We start from the raw sequence: 18,608 nt of genomic DNA on the forward strand, positions 1-18,608 counted from the left end.
TGTTTTATTTATTTGCAGCACCCACCATAAAATAATGACTCTTCTCGTTCGAAGAAACGTACAACGTAACCCGTTCACCGGATTGCGTCGAGCCTTCCATAACGTAATACAGAGGCGTCAAATGTTTCGCCTGCTCCGGCATTAGTTTGAGTTCTTCCTTGTTCAGTAGTCGGTACACGAGCGAGTCGATTTTTTTCATTCCAACCGTCTCATAGCCGACCAGCTTAGCCTGATCTTCATTGACGAGCGGGGCGCCGACTATTATATCCATGTTATAAAATTCGATCGTCTTTGTTTCATCGTTGTATTGGACATGCGCTTTAAGATTCTCCGCAACGAATCGAGCGGGTAAGTATGCATTTCCGTTATGATTGAATACGAAGTAGTCTTCATTCATTTGTTTTTCTTCGCCTTCAAAAGTTACTTTCACGGGAAATAAATTAACTTCTACCTTATCTGAAGCATAAGCCAAGCTTGAAAAAGCAAGTAACAGTCCGGCGCCTAATCCCAACAGCCATTTCTTTTTCAGAGGCGATCTCCCTCCTTCCCTATTCCAGACACCCTAATGGCCTATATCCACCTTAATTGACTATAGGTTTCGGATAAACCATTTTGGAAGCCCCAACCCGTTTCTTCCGAATCGGACACGATCGCTTCCAGCCGCTCCTTATATTCCTCAAACAGTTCGCCGGTTTCGTCTTCATTGACCATGCGAATCGCATCGGCATATACCGATTCCATACTGTAGTAGAACCGTTCATCAATATCTCCATAGGTAACGGTAAATAAAACGCCCTTTTCTACATAGATCAGCTTTAGCTCGAAACTATATTTTTCGTTGTCCGTGAGTCGTTGGAATTCCGCGATCGCTTTTTTGGCTTCCTGAAGCCTCATTTTGGGCGTGCCGCGCTCGGGGAAAAATTCCTGTTCGACTTTAACACGGTATTCATGAAATAACGTCTCCACCGCTTCTTCCCCTATCACTCTCACGGCAAGAAACCTTTCCATATCCTTGCTCGCGTCAAAACAAGCCTTCACCAGCTCGATCAGCTGCTCTTGGCTCAAGGTTTTCAAATGCTTGTTCAGAGCCGACTTGGACAGCTTCACAGACTTGCTCTTGCTTTGCTTCTGAGCCGATTTCGGTTTACTCTCCTGCGAAAGCGACTTCGGAACAAGCTGCTTACTCTGCTTTCGTAGCGATTGATTCACTTCGTTTGTAGAAAAATGCTCGGGATCATAGCTTCCCTCCAGCCAATTGACTATATCGTCGCGCTCCGAGCTTTCGGGGCCGGCAAGTACTTCAAGCATATGCAGATGCCCCCACGCACCGCCCGCATCTTCCCGCGGACAATTGCGTTGTCCGTTTAAACAAACGGGAGTCGGGTCCATCGATGCCGAGGGATCGATTTTTACCAGCGTTATCGTGTGCTGCCAATCATCGCCAAGATCATAGGTGTAGGAGAATCTCGTACTTTCTTGTTTAAGATGCTTGCCGACGGTTTCCTTTCGGGCATTCAGCTTGCCGCGAACGTCCATTCCTCTCGAAGCCGGATCCGGCAATCCAATCGATAGATAGCCGATCTGGAACTCGTATAAATGGTAATCCTCCCACCCCATGACGGTTTGGATGATTTTATGCAGCTGATCGAACGTTACGTCCGGATGGAACTTAAATTCCCTCCAAATTTTAGGTTCGATATCGACCAATTCAATCGTACAAATATAGGTCATCGCTTCATGTCTCCTTTATGCTCTGTAAGCTTTGTATGTCGTATTAATGGATCTACTTTCCAATATACCAGAACCTTTTGCATCTCGCTAACCGGCCTTTAGCTTTTCACCAGCGCCTCTTTCCAGATCAATGATGCGTCATTACGGACTTTCAAGGCCCTATTTACATTCAAAACGCCTAAGGTTGCCCTATAACGGATTTTGAAGTACTTATTCAGAGGGTTCCCCTACATCGGAGCCAAAAATAGCTTGAATAACGCCGCGAAAGTCCGCTAACCCGAAGCAACCGGCGATAACAACCGAATAAGACCCCGAAAATCCGTTATTTCACCGACGTTAGACGTCCACACCTTACTATCATCATTGTCCCGCCAAATCTCTTAACCGCTCCTTCCTCGAGGCCACCTTCTATAGTCTCAGGCTCGCCTCGCCGAGGCCACTCTCGATCTCTTTTACCCGCCTCACCGATGCTATTCTCTTTTAGCTCTCTTGCTCGCCTGGCCACCGGGGCCGTTCCTCCCCAGCCGAATGCATGTGTTTGTTTACTCCTCCCCCCCATTCACCGGTCCCCCGCAGCAACCTCACCCGTCAGCCCATCAACTGCCTGGCCTCCAAATACAGTACTTGAATGAACTTTTTTACGTTCAGCCGCACGGCGGATTGCTTCGGATCGAGATCGCTTTCGATTTCGATCATTTTTTTGCGGACTTCGCTGAAATCGAAAAATCGGGAGGCGTAATTTTCGAATTTGGCGTTGGCATAGTCGGTCAAGCCGAGCGAAGCCAAATGAACAAGCGCTTGGGAAATGGCCCGGCGCACCCGCTGCTCCGCGGCTTTCATTTCTTTTTTCAATGCGTCCCCTGACGCTCCGGTTCCCAATTTGCGCACGGCGATAAGCTCGAATAACCGCTGCAGTGGAGGAAAGCCTTCGTCCGCAGGGCTCTCTTTTTCCAGGCCGTACAGCACCTCCAGCATATCGAGCATATCCTTGCAGCCGCTCTCGCCGATCATGCCGAGCTCGGACAACAGGAAGTTCCCTGGCGTAACAATGGATTTAGACGCATACGGATGAGCGCCTCTCCGCTTATCCTGTTCAATGCCCAAGCCGGCCAGCGACCGTCTGATTTCGTGGATCGAGTGCTGCAGCTTCATCCTCTCGGTCACCCGCTGAATGACGGCGATGACCTCCAAGCGGTTGATCGGCTTCGTAATAAAATATTCAATGCCGAGAGAGTAGGCGCTGCCGATCATTTCTTTCGATTCCACCTGCGAGATCATGACGATTTTGCCGTGGAACGTCTCCGCAACGGCTCGTACCGTTTCAATGCCGTCCCGTATGGGCATCAGCAAATCGATGAGCAAAATATCGACTTCCTTCATTTCCAGCAAGCCGTTGTCCACGTATATTCCGTCCGTCGCTTCGCCGGCTACGACGCCTAAATCTCCATCCTCGATGAGCTGGGTCAGCATATAACGAATGGCGGGATCGTCATCTACGATAAAAAAACGCATGTCATGTCACCCTTTTATGAATCAGATTATGAATCGGGAGCCGTAAGGTGAAGGTCGTCCCTGTTTCTCCGGTGTGGCGGCTTTGAAAGTTTACCTCGCCTTGCAGGCTCCCCGCCAGTTCTCTCACATAATAGAGTCCGATGCCGGTCGACGGATTCCCGGAAGCATCGAATTTGGTCGTGAATCCCGGCTCGAATACCGCTTCGCGAACCTTAGGCGAAATCCCCGGCCCGTTATCGCGGACCTCGAGCACCAGCCATTCGCCGTCAAGAGAAGCGGAAAGCGTGATAATCCCTGCTGCGGCAATCGATTCTACGGCATTGGCGAGCAAATTATTCAGCAGCGACAGCACGGTATAGATCGGATAGAGCGGATGGTCGCCGCTTACTTCCAACCGGAAATCGATCGTTCTGCCCAGCATGCGGGCGTAATTCCGGTTCGTTTTCAACGCAACTTCGCACAATTCGGGCAACGGCATCATATCCGCCGAGCTTTCGCTCGAAATGATGTTGGAAATGCCGGCGTAAATGCGCTGGTTGTCCTTTTTGATTTCATGAACCTGTCCGGCGATTTGCAGAGCGCTTCGAGCCAGCGCTTCGCCGTTAGGCAGCGTCTTTTCGTCCTTCAATAGCTGGTACAGCTCATAGCTGTCCCTCGTGATGCGCTCGGCGTCCTGCTGCGTTTTTTTAAGCTGTATCGCTTCCTCGTACAGATGGGAGATGACCAGCAGCATCTGTTCGAACTGCTTTCGCTGCTGCCGTTCGGCAATTTGCCGCTCCCGGTGATTGATCAAAATAAACAGGCCGACGACGCAAAAGCTGCGGAATATCGCGATCAGCACGATCTCATTCGAGGCAATCACCGAAATCTCGTCGCGGGCGTTCGGGTAACGGAACAGCAGCTCCGCGGCATTGGCGGCAATTTCGGTGACGACGGCAAGCAGGCCCAGAACGAACGGACGCTGCCGGAAGCGCTGTATGCGGAGGCAGTAAAACAGTACCGAATAGGTCAAATAGTAGAAAAAGGCGGGATAATGCAAGTCGAATGCCTCGAATCGATGAATCATCCCGTTAACCGCCACATCCTCAGCGATCCGAAATGAGGTCACCGACAGCGCCGTAATAATGCCTAGCGCCAGTGTAGGCAATTTCCGGTTCCACAGCAAAAAGAACAGAAATGCCGGCGTGCCCAAGCTAACGCGAAAATCGTTATAGAAGGGATAAAATTTGAATTCCCCCAGTAAGGACACCGTTACAGCCATCATGATGACAAAGCCTATCTTTTTTTTCACGGACAATTCCTTTCGCGCTTTGTAGGTTTGTGTAGGATTCGATAGGTGCTCATTTACAATCATTTTACCAGCCGCACGATTATTGAGAAAGCGCTTAAAAAAATTCGCGACGAGGTGAAAGTATGAAAAAACTCGGTTTGGCTTCACAGGTATTTATCGGTTTGGCGCTCGGTATTGGCGTTGGCGCCGCCTTTTATGGAAATCCGGCGGTTGCCGCTTATTTGCAGCCGGTCGGCGATATTTTTATCCGCTTGATTAAAATGATTGTCGTTCCTATCGTAATCTCCTCCCTTATTGTCGGAGTGGCCGGCGTCGGGGACATCAAGAAGCTGGGAAAGCTCGGCGGCAAAACGCTGCTTTATTTCGAAGTTGTCACGACCGCAGCAATCGTTATCGGCCTGTTTATGGCCAATATTTTCAAGCCCGGTGCCGGTCTCAATATGGATCATTTGACGAAGACCGACATCACCAAATATGTCGATACGGCAGACGCGGTGAAGAGCCACGGATTTGCGGATACGTTCGTTAATATGGTACCAAGCAATATTTTTGATGCATTGACAAGCGGAAATATGCTAGCGGTCATTTTCTTTTCCGTTATTTTTGCGCTTGGCGTTGCGGCAATCGGCGAAAAAGGCAAGCCGGTTATCGCTTTCTTCCAGGGCGTATCGGACGCGATGTTCTGGGTGACGAATCAAATTATGAAATTCGCTCCGTTCGGCGTTTTTGCCCTGATCGGCGTAACCGTTTCCAAATTCGGCGTTTCCTCGCTCATTCCGTTAAGCAAATTGGTTCTGACCGTCTACGGCGGCATGTTCTTGTTTGTATTTGTCGTACTGGGTTTTATCGCCAAGATGGCGGGGACCAGCATCCTTTCCTTAATCAAAATCTTGAAGGACGAGCTGGCGCTGGCTTATTCCACGGCAAGCTCGGAAACCGTACTCCCCAAGCTGATGCAGAAAATGGAGGAATTCGGCTGTCCCAAGGCGATTACTTCGTTCGTGATCCCGACCGGATATTCGTTTAATCTTGACGGATCCACCCTGTATCAAGCGATTGCCGCTCTCTTTATCGCGCAAATGTATGGCATCGATCTCTCGATTACGACGCAAATTACGCTCGTGCTCGTATTGATGGTCACATCCAAAGGCATCGCAGGCGTGCCCGGCGTTTCCTTCGTCGTGCTGCTGGCCACTCTCGGGTCGGTAGGCCTTCCGGTGGAAGGCCTTGCCATTATCGCAGGCATCGACCGCATTCTCGATATGGCCCGTACGGTCGTAAACGTGCTCGGCAACGGCTTGGCGGCGATCGTCATGTCCAAGCTGGAAGGACAATACGATAAGACTCGGGCTAAACAATATTTGAAAACGGTAGTCGAATCCAAACAAAAGCAAGCGGCCTAAACGTCTGAGATAAATTCAGAACGGAGCTGTTCAAGAGGAGAGTATTTAACTATGCCAGCAACTAGCGGTGCCAATACGTATATGATTTACCGGCTTAAACTTGAGAAGCCACTGGCTGTATTTAGCGAGATCGCCTCGATCATCGACAGCAACGGCGGAGATATTATCGGGATTGACGTCATTTCGTCCGGCCGGTCCCAAACGATACGCGATATTACGGTCAACGCTGCCGACCCGCTCCAAAGCGAGCGAATCGGAGAAGCCTTGCAGCGTCTGGAAGGCGTGGAAGTGATTCATGCTTCGGACCGGACGTTTCTCGTGCATCTTGGCGGCAAAATCGAAATGAAATCGAAAATCCCCGTGAAAAACCGTGATGATTTGTCGCGCGTTTATACGCCGGGAGTCGCACGGGTATGCACGGCGATTGCCGAATCGCCGGAAAAGGCATATACGTTAACGATCAAGCGCAATACGATTGCCGTCGTATCGGACGGAACGGCAGTGCTTGGACTCGGCGATATCGGACCGGAGGCGGCGATGCCGGTTATGGAAGGCAAAGCGATGCTTTTCAAAGAATTTGCGGGAATCGACGCCTTTCCGATCTGCTTGAATACGAAGGATCCGGAGGAAATCATCCGCATCGTAAAAGGCATCGCTCCCGCATTCGGCGGCATCAATCTCGAGGATATCTCCTCGCCGCGTTGCTTTGAGATTGAAGAACGGTTGAAACGGGAACTCGATATTCCCGTCTTCCACGACGATCAGCATGGCACGGCCGTCGTTCTGCTTGCCGGCTTGTTGAACGCGGCGAAAGTAACGGGGAAACGTCTGGAAGCCTGCAAGGTTGTCGTCAGCGGAATCGGCGCGGCGGGCATTGCTTGCACCAAAATGCTGCTTTCCGCAGGCGTCCGCCATATCGTCGGCGTCGATCGTCAAGGCGCCATCCGCCGCAGCGCCGTCTATGACAATCCGCAGTGGAACGAGTATGCCCGGCTGACGAATCCGGACGATGTCGGCGGCAGTCTCTCGGAAGTGATCGAGGGCGCGGACATCTTCATCGGGGTGTCAGCTCCGAATATTTTGCGCATCGACGACGTTCTCAGAATGGCTACGGATCCGATCGTCTTCGCGATGGCCAACCCCGTGCCGGAGATCGATCCGGATCTGGCACTGCCTTATGTGAAGGTTATGGCGACAGGCAGATCGGACAAGCCCAATCAGATCAACAACGTCCTGTGCTTTCCCGGCATCTTCCGCGGGGCGCTGGATTGCAGAGCGCGCGAGATCAACGAAGAGATGAAGCTTGCCGCCGCTCATGCGATAGCCGCTGCCGTCAGCGATGCGGAATTGTCCGAGACGTACATTATTCCAAGCGTGTTCAACCATAAGGTTGTCGAAAAAGTAAGGCTAGCGGTTATCGAGGCCGCGTACCGTACCGGCGTTGCCCGTAAAGCGGCACCGGATTTCATTTTGGAAGAACAAGGCTGAGCGGCGCGCTCAGCCTTGTTTCTTTTTTATGCGGATGCTCTAGGATCCGAAATACCGCTCCGCCGGCAGCCGGAATGTCCAGGGTCCGCGTAGGAGCACCTCCGGTCTGACGATCTTCAGCTTTATTTTTTTGCTGCCCGGATCGATGTCGAATTGCACATATTCGATCTCGCCCGTCCGTTCGTTCATTTTGGCGCTGTGGCTCATTCCGTCGACTCTGAAGCTATGCAGGGATCGGGGCGCATGCTCATCGTAATGAAGATCGACGTACAGGCGAAGCTGGTTATCGCCGATCCGTTCCGTTCTATCGATCGTTACGGGAAATCCTGCAATTTCGAACGTTTGATTAAGATGATCGACGGTTACCGTCGGAACTTGAACGGTCGTTTGATCGGCATACTCGGTATTGATTTCGGGAATCGTCAGCGTGTAGTTCTTAGCTCCGTTCACGGATATAGGGAAATAAAATTCCCGGGCAGGACTGGCAAGACTGTGAATTCGCTCGATATCGTACCCCGTCCCCGATTCGTCCGTAACGGTCAGCTTTTGATCGCTGTGGACGCCATACAAACCGTAATCCGCAATCCTCAATTCCTTAGGCTGCTGCGACAGTAAAGAAATCATCGCCTTCTCGCCCGTCCTGCTAGCGACAGCCGTTATCGTGACGCCGTTGACCGACATCGTTTCGCCCATGTCCCCATAACTGTCGAACGACTCCGCTTTCACAAGCGTAAGAGGGATCGTCGTTTGGGGATTATCGCCTGCGATCAATTCCACCTGCCCGCCGGCTATCATTTTTCCTTGAAACCAGAACGAGGCCGACCATTCCCCCGGCGACCAGCTGGACATGGAGCTATTGACGGTATACTCGGTTCCTTGACCGTTCCTTACGATGACGTGCTCCAGCTTGGCGGTTTTGGTTCCCGATATCGAAATGAGCGTCATTTCGTCGTCCACCATCATCCCGGTAACCGCGATTTCGCCCCTGCCGATCTGCGCCGTGACCGGATGCTTGAGCACATACCGTTCGGCCGAGATTTCCTCCTCCTTCACAATGCCGATACCGGGCACGTACTGCAGCGCTTTTTGGATGGAAGCTACGACCTGCGAATGATAAACGGCCATCGGAACCAATAGGACGCCCGCCGTTAAGGCAACCGCCATTCTTCGGTAAAATGTCTTTCTTCGGCCATGACGGCTTTCGGCATCAAGCTCGGCTTTGGCTGCCTGGATACCCAGCTTGCTTCTGCGGTGCAGCTCGGGAGGAATCGGAATCGTTTCGATTTCGCGTTTAACGGTATTGGTCATGCAGGTCATCCTCCTTGGCCCGTTTCCGAAGCTTGCTCAGTGCCCGGTATAAAATCGTTTTGGCCGTCCCCAGCGGGATTTCCGCGATTTCCGCCGTCTCTTTGATCGTGTAGTCTTGATAAAACCGCAAAACGATAACCTGCTTCTCTTCCTCATCGAGCGAATCGATCAAATCCTTGAGCGTGATCGACAGCGGTATATCTTCCGCCTCCTCGCCGGTTTCCAGCCATTCGCCGAAATCAGGCGCCAGCCGCAGCGTTTTCTTGCGTTTCCGGAGCGAATCGAGGGAAGAGGTTATGGCGATACGAATGAGCCATGTTTTGAAATAATGAGGCTCCTTGATGCGGGAAATCGCTTTGAAGGAACGGTAAGCCGTTTCCTGTACGACGTCCATCGCATCCTCCTGATGATTCAAATACACATAGGCGATCCGGTATATGTCTTGCTCATATTGCTCAAACAGCGTCATAAACGCCGCTTGGTCGCCATTCTGCGCTTTCTTGACCAACTCAATGATGTTCATCACCCGCTTGCTATTCGCTTTCTCATTAGACGCGCGACTTTCGCATTTGGCTTTCATTATTCAAAATGAAACGGCTGTCCCGTTCATCGTAAGAATAACACGGCAATTCCCGCAGCGATAAGCGATTTATTTTCAAGAAAAGAGGTTAATTCAACTATCAATTTTGGAATGGTAATCCCACATTTTGCTATGTGATCGAGCTTAAAACTAGCCTCCACGCCCACTTCACTATTTAGCATGGAGGTACGTTTTGAGCTCGGGGTGAACCTGGGTTCATAGTTGTGAACTTAGGTTACTGAACTATGGTTCACTAATAATGAACATGAGTTCACTATACCACTGAATTTCCACATTAATGAGCGAATAGTGAAGTAAAAAGGACTATTTGGATGTGAGGTTCACTAATAGTGAAGTTTGCTTCACTATTTAGCATGGAGGCGCGTTTTTGAGCTGGGATACTGAACTTTGGTTCACTAATAATGAACCTGAGTTCATTATTTTACTGGATTCCCGCCTTAATGAGCGAATAATGAAGCAAAAAGGACTATTTGGCTGAAGTTACAAAGGAAGGTTCATGTAGTGGTGTTTGTGGAGGCACTTTGTGGAGGCAGTTTGTGAAGGTCCTGTTTGTAATGCTGTTTGTGACGCCTCCTAAAAAAGAGGCTGTCCCTCCGCCACTTTCATGACTTTGGAGCAGCCCCCTTATCCATTCACGGGAGAGAGGATTTGTCCCCTGGGCGATGGGGCTATTTCGTCAAAACTTCCATCTGCTGGATCAAGTTTTTGAACACGCATTTATAGCGGTTATTGAAGTTTATTTTCTCCCAGTCTTGAGACAGGTTGGTTCGGTACCCTTTTGGGACAGCACCTTCCTATGCTGGCTATCCCCAACAACACAAGGCAGCGAACCGTCAACCCTGAAGCATGTCCACAACGCGGTCTTCGCCCGCTCCGACTCTTGTAAAATAGAGCTTCCCCTGCCCGTAATCGACGGTAACGAGATCGAAGGCCGTTTCGGTAATCGTCCCTTCCGTTCGCGCCGGCGCATTGTCGAAATCCCGGTGGGTGCAGGCGTTGAGGCTGGAAATCATCAGGATGCCGTCCTTCGCCACGGCCTGATCGAAATGAACGTGCCCGAACAGCGAGGCAACGAGCGTGCCGGGACCCTGCTCCGTAAAATCGGCAGTGACGGACTGGGCAAAATCGCCTTCTACCGGCTCGGACGTATACGCACAACCTTGCTGATAGGCGCGCAGCAGCTCCCACATGACCCGATCGTTCTCGATGCTGTTATCCGTTCCGTACACGTCATCCTGCAGCAGTGCGACATGAGAAAATAGGATGATCTTCCACTCTGTGCGGTCCGATTTGTCGGTAAAATCCAGCGCATGGTGCGCCATCCAGTTCAGCTGCCGGTTCGAGAATGCGTACTTCCATTGCCCGTTATAGACGAGTCCCCCCTCCTCCGACCTGCGATAAGGGATATCGATGGCGTCAAGCACAATAACCCGCGTCCGGCGTTCAGGAACATCGTAATAGTAGTACAGCCCAGCAGCGTTATCGGCGTCGAACCGGACCGTCCCTTCCAGCCCTTTGAACAGCTCGCCGTACATTTCATCCGGAAAAATAACATTGTCCGTCCCGTTCTTATGATGGTAAAAATCGCGAATCGAGTTGTCGTCGTGATTGCCTTTTACCGGAAACAAAGGATACCCGGGAAGCGTCAGCGCCTGCAAGATTTCCTTCTGCGCCTGGAGCGACTCGTCCTTCGGCCCGTTGATGCTCATGTCGCCGCCGCACACGATAAAGGCCGCCGACGTGCCGGCAGCCAGCTCCCGGACCGCTTTTGCCGCATGAAGCTGGTTGCCCCCGACCTGATGATGGGGATCGGTTATGAAAATAAACTGCAGCGTTCGATCGCTGCGCAGGCTGTTCGCTTTGGTGATCGCCGTCTGGACGGAAGCCTGCAAATAATCGGGCAGCCGGCCGTTCACTTCCTGCTCCCGGTTTGGCAAGGAGGCACTCATGTTCATCTCTCCCTTTCGGATGCTGGGTTCAATCCCTCAAGATTCCAGCTTTTACGCACATAATAACACGATATAACCACTAATCACAACATAAATTACACGTATAGCAAAGAAAACCAACATAAAAACCGATCCCTATTAGGTTTCTCTATGACTCCCTTTCGTTCGGCTCCTTTTCCGCAGCATTCAAAAAAGACCGGACCAAGCAATCGCTTGACCGGTCTCCAAAAAAACCTTACGTATCCATGTTCTCCTGCCTACTCCGTCTTCCCCGCCGTATACTCGTGGATCATGCGCATCTTCAGCTCCCATGCCGTCTCGCTCAAGTTGACGCGGTAGTGCTCCGGGTTCAGCTTCCGCAAATATTGCGGCCAGAACAGCGCCAGCTGGCGCTTGTGATGCGCCCTGATCTCGTCTAACGACGGAAGCTCCGCTGCTTGCACGCCGTTGATAAATACCGCTTCCAACAGCGGCTGGGCGTCGTACCCTTCCACATATTTATGCAGGTAAGAGTGGACCGGGTGAAAGAGCTTCAGCCTGCCGCCGCTCGGCGCCTGCTCGGCGTCCGTCAAGCAGATGTAATCCGCGATCGCTTTGCCCGTCTTGCGGTCCACGATCCGGTATACGTCCTTGCGGCCGGGCGTCGATACCTTCTCCGGATTGCCGGATATTTTGATCGTCGGCTCCAAGCGCGGCTCGCCTTGACCCGTCGAGTCGCCCGCTTCCCGCGCCACCAGCTTGTAGACGCCGCCTAGCGCCGGCTGATCGGCTGCGGTAATGAGCTGGGTGCCGACGCCCCACGTATCGACTTTTGCGCCCTGCGCCTTCAGGTTAAAAATCGTGTTCTCGTCCAAATCGTTCGAGGCGACGATCACGACGTCGTTCATCCCTTCGGCGTCCAGCATCGACCTCGCCTGCTGCGACAAATAGGCGAGGTCGCCGCTGTCGAGCCGGATACCCTGCAGTCGCTTTCCTTGCTCCCGCAGCTTCTTGCCGACACGGATCGCATTCGGCACGCCGCTGTTCAGCGTGTCGTACGTGTCGACGAGCAGCGTGACTTGGCCCGGCAGCGCTTTGGCGAAACGCTCGAACGCCTCCTCCTCGCTCCCGAAGCTCTGCACCCATGCATGCGCGTGCGTGCCCTTCGTCGGGATGCCGAACCTTTTGCCAGCCAGCATATTGCTCGTCGCATCAAAGCCGGCGACGTAAGCCGCCCGCGCTCCCCATAGCGCTGCATCCGCCTCCTGCGCCCGGCGCGTACCGAACTCCAGCAGGATGTCGCCGCCCGCCACCTGCTTGATCCTGGATGCTTTCGTTGCGATGAGCGTCTGGTAATTCATGAAGTTGAGCAGCGCCGTCTCGACCAGCTGCGTTTCGAAAACCCGTCCTTCCACGCGAAGCAGCGGCTCGTTCGGAAAGACGACGGTGCCCTCGCGGACGGCATAGAGAGAACCGGTAAACCGGAATCCGTGCAGCTCCTCCAAGAACGACGGATCATACGCCTCCTCCTGTTCGCTCAAGTAGGCGATATCGTCCTCCTCGAACCGCAGGGCATGAATGTACTGCACGATGCGCTCCAGCCCGGCCGATACGGCATAGCCGTTGCCGAAAGGCAGCTTGCGGAAAAAAGCTTCGAACACCGTCTGCTTGTTATGCGTACCGTTCACCCAGTGGGCGTACATCATGTTGATTTGATATTTATCGGTATGGAGTGCCATGCCGTTCGTTTGCATCTTCCTTCGCCTCTTTCCCCGATGTTCGTCTATCGTTCTTCTGTTTGCGCCAGGATGACGTTCGCCCCCAGCGAGCCCTTAAAATGACCGAGCGCCCATTCGTGCCCCGCCTGGTTGAAGCTGGCCACCGCATCCTCATGCACCGTGATGGCGAAGCCTTTATTGTAAGCATCGACCGCCGTATGCAGGACGCAAATATCCGTGCACACGCCGATCAGATGCACGTCCTCAATGCCGCGGGCCCGCAGCGCGAGCTCCAAATCCGTCCCGCAAAAAGCGCTGTACCTCGTTTTGTCCATCCAGCGAATCCGTTCGCCCAGTTCTCTGTACGTCTCGGCCAGCTTTCCGTAAAGCGCTCTGCCTGCCGTTCCCCGAATATTGTGCGGCGGGAACAGCTTCGTCTCCGGATGAAACGGATCGTCAGCTTCATGCAAATCTACGGCCATTACGACATAGTCGCCCGCCTCCGCAAATTCCCGCGTCAATGCCGCCACCCGCTCCTCGATTGCAATCCCCGGTTCGCCTACCGGCAAGCTTCCATCCACAAAATCTTTCGTATAATCAATGACGATTAACGCTCTCACCATAACCGCCTCCTTGTTTGCGATTCCTTGCCCAACCCGGCATCGATGTTCGAGCTTCCGCTCGCGTTCTCCGGCCAACGGTCAGCCGTGCCCCAATCATTTACCCGTATATGGATAACGGAGGCTCATAGCCCGTGAACCGGTACAGCTGGGCCGGCCGCTGCGAGTATTCGACGGAAGTCAGCGGGCTGCCGTTCGTATCCTTCACTTCTTCCACGATGCCCTTCCGGCTTTGAGTCGACGTAATTTTGCGTATAAAATTATGCTCCTCGAACCCCGGCACCACGGTCCGGATTACCTGCTGCAGCTCGCCGAGCGTAAAACGTTCGGGCAAAAATTGCTTCGCGATCGTGGAGGTAAGCATCTGCTCGCGAATGCTCGAATAAGCGTCGCGGACAATGGTACGGTGATCGAAAGCCAGCTCCATCTTGTCCAGCGCTTCGTCAACCGGAAAAAGTCCGACCTCCTCGGCGTCGTCCGCCGCCTGACGATGCGCAAGCAGCGCTTCGTTCACGAGGGCGCAATAGGCATGGGAAATGATCCAGCCGCGGGGATCGCGTCCCGGCTCGCTGTAGACGCCCAAATATTCAAGATGGACGTCGTTTACGCCCGTTTCTTCCTCCAGCTCCCGCCGCGCCGTTACTTCCATTGTTTCCGTTTCTTTGGAAAATCCTCCGGGCAGCGCCCACATTCCCTGAAACGGCCATGCCTTACGGCGAATGAGCAGCACCTTCAGCTCGCGGAGGGGGAGCGATTTTTTGCCCGGCCGCTTCTCTTGCTTCGTGATCGTAAAAATGACGATATCCGCCGGCGCGCCGTCCGGGGTCCGGTAACGGTCTGCGGAATAGTTGCGTTCGTTCTCCGTTTGGTTCATGCCATCGCACCTGCCGTTCATTATTTCGCCGCCGAACCTGCGTTGCGGAAGCCCTAGCGAGTAAGGCCAACCGCATACCGAATCCGGCCGCTTTATTTATATTGTCATTTTGACATTATTGATTCCGGTTGTCAAGAGGCACAGCGTTTATCGGGATTCCTATTTGATCCGATTGTCTTTATCGAGCACTTCCTGCTTGAAGGACGGCTGCGCGTCGTCGAAAACCACCGCCCAAGCATATCTGCCTTCCGCCCCTTTGTCGTCAAGCTTCGCCTCAAGCGAGAGCAGCGCGGCATCCTTTCCGTTTACGACGACTCGATCCAACTTGTCAAGCGTTGCCAATCCGAACATGACGCGGCCGTTATGTATGACACCCCCGCTCAATGGAGCCAGCCCCGTTTCCGCTAGACCCATGCCGGTTCCCGTAGACATGCCGCTTACTTTCCAGCCGAACATGCCCTTCTCCAACTCGACGCCGACAATCCGATCGCGGTCGTTTAAGTAAAAATAGACGGCTTCCTGCCCGAAGGCTTGCCCGCCTATCAGCGTTTTCATCCGATAGCCCTCTGACTTTTCGTATTTATTAATGGCCAAGGAAATGTCGGAATAGGAATGCTTATAGTCCTGAAACGTAAGAGCCGCCCAAATGATCAACAGCAATATCGCCGATGGCAGCAGCCTTTTCATATCAAATCCCCCCTTGCGCCTTGAAATGTCATAACCTTCCACTCCGTTTCCTCGTTATATACGTCTGAACTTCGTTAATGTTTCTTTCCAAGCGGTCGGGACCGAAAAGAATAGCATGCCTGCTTATGGGAAATCTTATCGGCAAAGGAACGTTAACCCGGAGGAGGCAGCATGCATGAGGAGCAGCAGCAAGGTCATTACCGACCAAACGGCGTTCGAAACCGCGGGCATTCCGACGCCGCCGGATCAAGAGAACATTACGGCGACCGACATGGTCAGCGAAGTAGTCGAGGAGATCATCGACAATATCGAGCACTCGTTCGAGGATCGTGAGGATAAACACTCCTACTAAGCCAGTCTAGCGGGATCCATCATCTGACGTCAAAGATAGCGGATACGCGCATCATTCGTATTGCGAAAGAGAGACGCCGTCATTCGGCGTCTTTTTTTGCGCGGCACACTTTGCGCCGTGCGGTTAACATCCGGCAGCCTCCGGCTCTCCGTCGCGAAAACCCGTTGTTCCCGCAGCAATCAAAAGATAGGTGGCTTGCCTCTTTCGCGGCGCGCTTTTCCACATATTTTAAAGAGAGAAACCGTACGGAAAGGCGGAATGCCGCAATGGCGCATTTTGACAAGCTGACTTGGCTGCCGGACAGACTGCTGGCGGGCGAACTTGTATTTCGGAACGAATATAACAAGAACGCGGACTGGGAACTCGGGGAAGCGTGCATACCGCTGATCAAAACGAAGGGCTTAATGAATGCGTATCGGGAGTTTTTCGCACGCAGGCCGGATTTTACGCCATCCCGCATCTTCGAGATCGGCATGTTCTCGGGAGGCAGCATTGCGCTGTGGTACGAAATATTCGAACCGGCCAAAATCGTCGGCATCGATCTGCAGGCTAACAGGGAAAACGGCTATTTCCAGCGCTACGTTGCGGATAACGGACTGGGGGACCGCATCAAAACGTATTGGAGCGTCAATCAGGCGGATTCGTCCGCACTCAGTCAAATCGTCCAAAGGGAGCTGCCGGATGGCATCGACATCGTTTTCGATGACGCTTCCCACCTCTACGGGCCGACCAAACGAAGCTTCGAGACGCTATTCCCCCTGCTTCGAGCCGGCGGCTTTTATATCGTGGAGGACTGGAATTGGGCGCATACGCCGGCTTTCCAGCAGGAGGATTCCATTTGGCGCAGCGAAGTCGCGCTGACCCAGCTAATCTTCGACCTCGTCGAAGCTGCCGGCAGTTCCGGTCATATCGCCAGCCTGTTCGTATCCAACGGCTTCGCCGCTGTAGAGAAGAGCGCGCTGCCGCTCGATGCGAAGGCCGACTTTCGGCTTGAAGATGTCATTTTGCGGCGTAATGGCTAGATTCTCCTAAGGAAAGCTTCTTCGGAAACATAAGTTTTACCGGATGAATTCAAGATTCGATGTCGAATGGCCCACCATTCTGCTTCGTTATCAAAGGGGGCTTTTGAAACATCCACTATTTAAGAACGATTATGGCTTGCATCCTTGTACGCAATTTGTCAAAATGACGGTACAGCAGCAAATTGCCGAAAAAGGGGTAGACCACGATGACCATTCGCAAAGCATTAACGATCGCAGGCTCCGACACGAGCGGCGGCGCCGGCATACAGGCCGATTTGAAAACGTTCCAGGAACGCGGCGTCTACGGCATGACCGTACTGACCACCGTTGTCGCCATGTCGCCGAAGGATTGGTCGCACAGCGTATTTCCGGTCTCGCTCGAGGCGTTCGACGCCCAGCTTGAAACGGTGTTCGACAGCATTGGGGCGGACGCCTTGAAAACGGGAATGCTCGGATCCACCGACATCATCGAACGAGTGGCGGAGCGCATCGTCCGTCACGGGTCCGGCAACGTTGTCGTCGATCCCGTTATGATTTGCAAAGGCACGGACGAGGTGCTTCATCCCGAAACGGCGGTAGCGCTTCGCGAAGTGCTCGTCCCGAAGGCGACGATCGTCACGCCGAACCTGTTCGAAGCTTCTCAGCTTAGCAAACGCCCGGCGATCGCCACCCTCGAGGATATGAAGCAGGCGGCCGCAATCATACAAGAATCGGGTGTCCAATACGTACTGATCAAGGGCGGCGGCAAGCTGCCGGGCGAGCAGGCGATCGATCTCCTGTACGATGGCAGCACGTTCGAGCTGTTCGAATCGGAGAAGCTGGTTACGACGAATACGCACGGAGCCGGCTGCACCTATTCCGCCGCCATTACGGCGGAGCTGGCCAAAGGCCGCAGTATCAAGGAAGCGGTCGCGATCGCCAAATCGTTTATTACGAACGCGATCAAGCACAGCTTCCCGCTCAACGAGTTCGTCGGCCCGACGCTGCATGCGGCAGAGCGGCTCTACGGCGAAGCGGCCGTTACCAAATAATTACGCGAAAAGACCCCAGCTTGGTAGGGCCCGTACTCCCTTCCAAGCCGAGGTCTTTTTTCTTTGCTTCGTGCCGGGCTGCTGTCACTCTTTCAAGCGATGGGCCATACAATACCAACATAATCGATTCATAAGAAATTCTTATTGTTTCGATAGGAATTTTTGATAAATTACTGGAGGTACGTATGGAATCCTTGAGAGAGCTTCAGCGATTATTTGCCGGTATGAGCGGGCCGACTCCCGAGCAATTGCAGCGTGCGGTACAGTCGTACCGCTTTTCCCCCGCTTTTGCCGAAACCTACGTGACGGAACCGGAAAGCTTGCCATACGGAAAAAACATTTTATGGACGACTGACGCCATTCAAGCCGTGGTCATTCATCTTCCGGCGAACAGCTCGACTTTTATTCATGACCACGGCGAGTCCGTGGGATGCGCGCTGGTGCTGGAAGGTACGATCGTCAATACCGAGTACGACGCGGTTACCGAAGGCCTTGCCGCACGTATTAGCGCGGAAGAGGTGCCAGCCGGGGGCTTTTTTCACGCCGATAAAAACCAAGTGCACCGCATGAGCAACCCGTCCGACCGCAGAGCAATCAGCTTCCACGTCTATTCCCCGCCGCTGCAAGGCGCAAGGGTTTACCAAGAGGCCGCTGCGGTGAAGGGCAAGGAATCCGTATCCGCATTTGCGGATTGATTTTTCGCGCGGGGTCATCAGAGTTATTTGGTTCTATTTACGTCCCTGCAGTCAGATGACTATTTCATCGTAGTTCCACCATGGAACTTCAAGCAGGCACTGTACACTGAGCGTCTGCCTGTGCCAATCATTGTTAGGTAAGCTAGGGATACACATTCTACGCTCCCGTACAAGGAGAGCATGACCCATTATCGTATGCTTGCACATTAAGGCGTTCCAATCCAAGCTCCCGTTCGAGGAGCGACCGGCATGGAGTGCGATGGTCATCGGCCAACTGCAGTTTCAATCCATGCTCCTGTACGGGGAGCGATAGATAACTCGCATCGATATGATTACTTGGATGATGT

At 53.0% G+C, this 18,608-nt stretch carries 17 protein-coding genes; 6 read left to right on the forward strand and 11 right to left on the reverse strand.

Annotated features, from left to right (window positions below):
• Positions 1-4: 4 nt before the first annotated feature.
• The 4 genes from ACKGJP_RS25130 to ACKGJP_RS25145 form a co-directional block, all read right to left on the reverse strand.
• Complete coding sequence (locus ACKGJP_RS25130; RefSeq protein ID WP_409341522.1) at positions 5-511, reverse strand: stalk domain-containing protein; 507 nt, start codon at positions 509-511, stop codon at positions 5-7.
• Between the two features lie 59 nt (positions 512-570).
• Positions 571-1,731, reverse strand: coding sequence for a DUF6155 family protein (locus ACKGJP_RS25135; RefSeq protein WP_409341523.1), 1,161 nt, complete (start codon positions 1,729-1,731; stop codon positions 571-573).
• Between the two features lie 588 nt (positions 1,732-2,319).
• Positions 2,320-3,243: a response regulator gene (locus ACKGJP_RS25140; protein WP_409341524.1), complete on the reverse strand. Its 924-nt coding sequence runs from the start codon at positions 3,241-3,243 to the stop codon at positions 2,320-2,322.
• A gap of 1 nt (position 3,244) precedes the next feature.
• Entirely contained in the window at positions 3,245-4,534 is a 1,290-nt protein-coding gene (locus tag ACKGJP_RS25145) for an ATP-binding protein (RefSeq protein WP_409341525.1), read from the reverse strand.
• Positions 4,535-4,656: 122 nt separating this feature from the next.
• Here ACKGJP_RS25145 and ACKGJP_RS25150 point away from each other — a divergent pair, with 122 nt between their 5' ends.
• Positions 4,657-5,937, forward strand: coding sequence for a cation:dicarboxylate symporter family transporter (locus tag ACKGJP_RS25150; protein ID WP_409341526.1), 1,281 nt, complete (start codon positions 4,657-4,659; stop codon positions 5,935-5,937).
• A gap of 51 nt (positions 5,938-5,988) precedes the next feature.
• Positions 5,989-7,425, forward strand: a complete 1,437-nt coding sequence (locus ACKGJP_RS25155) for an NAD-dependent malic enzyme (protein WP_409341527.1) — start codon at positions 5,989-5,991, stop codon at positions 7,423-7,425.
• Between the two features lie 39 nt (positions 7,426-7,464).
• Here the strand turns inward: ACKGJP_RS25155 and ACKGJP_RS25160 are convergent, their stop codons facing one another.
• The 7 genes from ACKGJP_RS25160 to ACKGJP_RS25190 form a co-directional block, all read right to left on the reverse strand.
• A complete protein-coding gene (locus ACKGJP_RS25160; protein ID WP_409341528.1) occupies positions 7,465-8,733 on the reverse strand; it encodes a hypothetical protein in 1,269 nt (422 codons plus the stop codon).
• Complete coding sequence (locus ACKGJP_RS25165; RefSeq protein ID WP_409341529.1) at positions 8,717-9,256, reverse strand: RNA polymerase sigma factor; 540 nt, start codon at positions 9,254-9,256, stop codon at positions 8,717-8,719. Before ACKGJP_RS25165 ends, ACKGJP_RS25160 begins: the two co-directional genes overlap by 17 nt.
• A gap of 911 nt (positions 9,257-10,167) precedes the next feature.
• The gene (locus tag ACKGJP_RS25170) at positions 10,168-11,283 is read right to left on the reverse strand and encodes a metallophosphoesterase family protein (protein WP_409341530.1); all 1,116 of its coding nucleotides are present in this window, start codon (positions 11,281-11,283) and stop codon (positions 10,168-10,170) included.
• A gap of 257 nt (positions 11,284-11,540) precedes the next feature.
• A complete protein-coding gene (locus tag ACKGJP_RS25175; RefSeq protein ID WP_409341531.1) occupies positions 11,541-13,016 on the reverse strand; it encodes a nicotinate phosphoribosyltransferase in 1,476 nt (491 codons plus the stop codon).
• Between the two features lie 29 nt (positions 13,017-13,045).
• Complete coding sequence (locus ACKGJP_RS25180; RefSeq protein ID WP_409347253.1) at positions 13,046-13,600, reverse strand: cysteine hydrolase family protein; 555 nt, start codon at positions 13,598-13,600, stop codon at positions 13,046-13,048.
• Between the two features lie 100 nt (positions 13,601-13,700).
• Entirely contained in the window at positions 13,701-14,474 is a 774-nt protein-coding gene (locus tag ACKGJP_RS25185; RefSeq protein WP_409341532.1) for an NUDIX domain-containing protein, read from the reverse strand.
• Between the two features lie 159 nt (positions 14,475-14,633).
• Entirely contained in the window at positions 14,634-15,161 is a 528-nt protein-coding gene (locus tag ACKGJP_RS25190; RefSeq protein WP_409341533.1) for a hypothetical protein, read from the reverse strand.
• A gap of 175 nt (positions 15,162-15,336) precedes the next feature.
• Between ACKGJP_RS25190 and ACKGJP_RS25195 the strand changes: the two genes are divergently transcribed.
• The 4 genes from ACKGJP_RS25195 to ACKGJP_RS25210 all read left to right on the forward strand — a co-directional run bounded on the left by ACKGJP_RS25195 (position 15,337) and on the right by ACKGJP_RS25210 (position 18,261).
• The gene (locus ACKGJP_RS25195) at positions 15,337-15,513 is read left to right on the forward strand and encodes a hypothetical protein (protein ID WP_409341534.1); all 177 of its coding nucleotides are present in this window, start codon (positions 15,337-15,339) and stop codon (positions 15,511-15,513) included.
• A gap of 266 nt (positions 15,514-15,779) precedes the next feature.
• Positions 15,780-16,535, forward strand: coding sequence for a class I SAM-dependent methyltransferase (locus ACKGJP_RS25200; protein ID WP_409341535.1), 756 nt, complete (start codon positions 15,780-15,782; stop codon positions 16,533-16,535).
• 206 nt (positions 16,536-16,741) lie between these two features.
• Complete coding sequence (pdxK, locus tag ACKGJP_RS25205; protein ID WP_409341536.1) at positions 16,742-17,566, forward strand: pyridoxine/pyridoxal/pyridoxamine kinase; 825 nt, start codon at positions 16,742-16,744, stop codon at positions 17,564-17,566.
• Positions 17,567-17,751: 185 nt separating this feature from the next.
• The gene (locus ACKGJP_RS25210) at positions 17,752-18,261 is read left to right on the forward strand and encodes a cysteine dioxygenase (RefSeq protein ID WP_409341537.1); all 510 of its coding nucleotides are present in this window, start codon (positions 17,752-17,754) and stop codon (positions 18,259-18,261) included.
• Positions 18,262-18,608: the final 347 nt, after the last annotated feature.

The organism is Paenibacillus litoralis, assembly GCF_046244365.1.
In the GTDB taxonomy this organism is placed as follows: Bacteria; Bacillota; Bacilli; order Paenibacillales; family NBRC-103111; genus Paenibacillus_V.

Excerpts from the sequence above, each read along its gene's own strand:
- pdxK (WP_409341536.1), top strand. The coding sequence starts at position 16,742 with ATGACCATTCGCAAAGCATTAACGATCGCAGGCTCCGACACGAGCGGC.
- ACKGJP_RS25165 (WP_409341529.1), bottom strand. The coding sequence starts at position 9,256 with ATGAACATCATTGAGTTGGTCAAGAAAGCGCAGAATGGCGACCAAGCG.
- ACKGJP_RS25175 (WP_409341531.1), bottom strand. The coding sequence starts at position 13,016 with ATGCAAACGAACGGCATGGCACTCCATACCGATAAATATCAAATCAAC.
- ACKGJP_RS25190 (WP_409341533.1), bottom strand. The coding sequence starts at position 15,161 with ATGAAAAGGCTGCTGCCATCGGCGATATTGCTGTTGATCATTTGGGCG.
- ACKGJP_RS25150 (WP_409341526.1), top strand. The coding sequence starts at position 4,657 with ATGAAAAAACTCGGTTTGGCTTCACAGGTATTTATCGGTTTGGCGCTC.
- ACKGJP_RS25155 (WP_409341527.1), top strand. The coding sequence starts at position 5,989 with ATGCCAGCAACTAGCGGTGCCAATACGTATATGATTTACCGGCTTAAA.
- ACKGJP_RS25140 (WP_409341524.1), bottom strand. The coding sequence starts at position 3,243 with ATGCGTTTTTTTATCGTAGATGACGATCCCGCCATTCGTTATATGCTG.
- ACKGJP_RS25160 (WP_409341528.1), bottom strand. The coding sequence starts at position 8,733 with ATGACCAATACCGTTAAACGCGAAATCGAAACGATTCCGATTCCTCCC.
- ACKGJP_RS25135 (WP_409341523.1), bottom strand. The coding sequence starts at position 1,731 with ATGACCTATATTTGTACGATTGAATTGGTCGATATCGAACCTAAAATT.
- ACKGJP_RS25200 (WP_409341535.1), top strand. The coding sequence starts at position 15,780 with ATGGCGCATTTTGACAAGCTGACTTGGCTGCCGGACAGACTGCTGGCG.
- ACKGJP_RS25210 (WP_409341537.1), top strand. The coding sequence starts at position 17,752 with ATGGAATCCTTGAGAGAGCTTCAGCGATTATTTGCCGGTATGAGCGGG.
- ACKGJP_RS25195 (WP_409341534.1), top strand. The coding sequence starts at position 15,337 with ATGAGGAGCAGCAGCAAGGTCATTACCGACCAAACGGCGTTCGAAACC.
- ACKGJP_RS25170 (WP_409341530.1), bottom strand. The coding sequence starts at position 11,283 with ATGAGTGCCTCCTTGCCAAACCGGGAGCAGGAAGTGAACGGCCGGCTG.
- ACKGJP_RS25185 (WP_409341532.1), bottom strand. The coding sequence starts at position 14,474 with ATGAACCAAACGGAGAACGAACGCAACTATTCCGCAGACCGTTACCGG.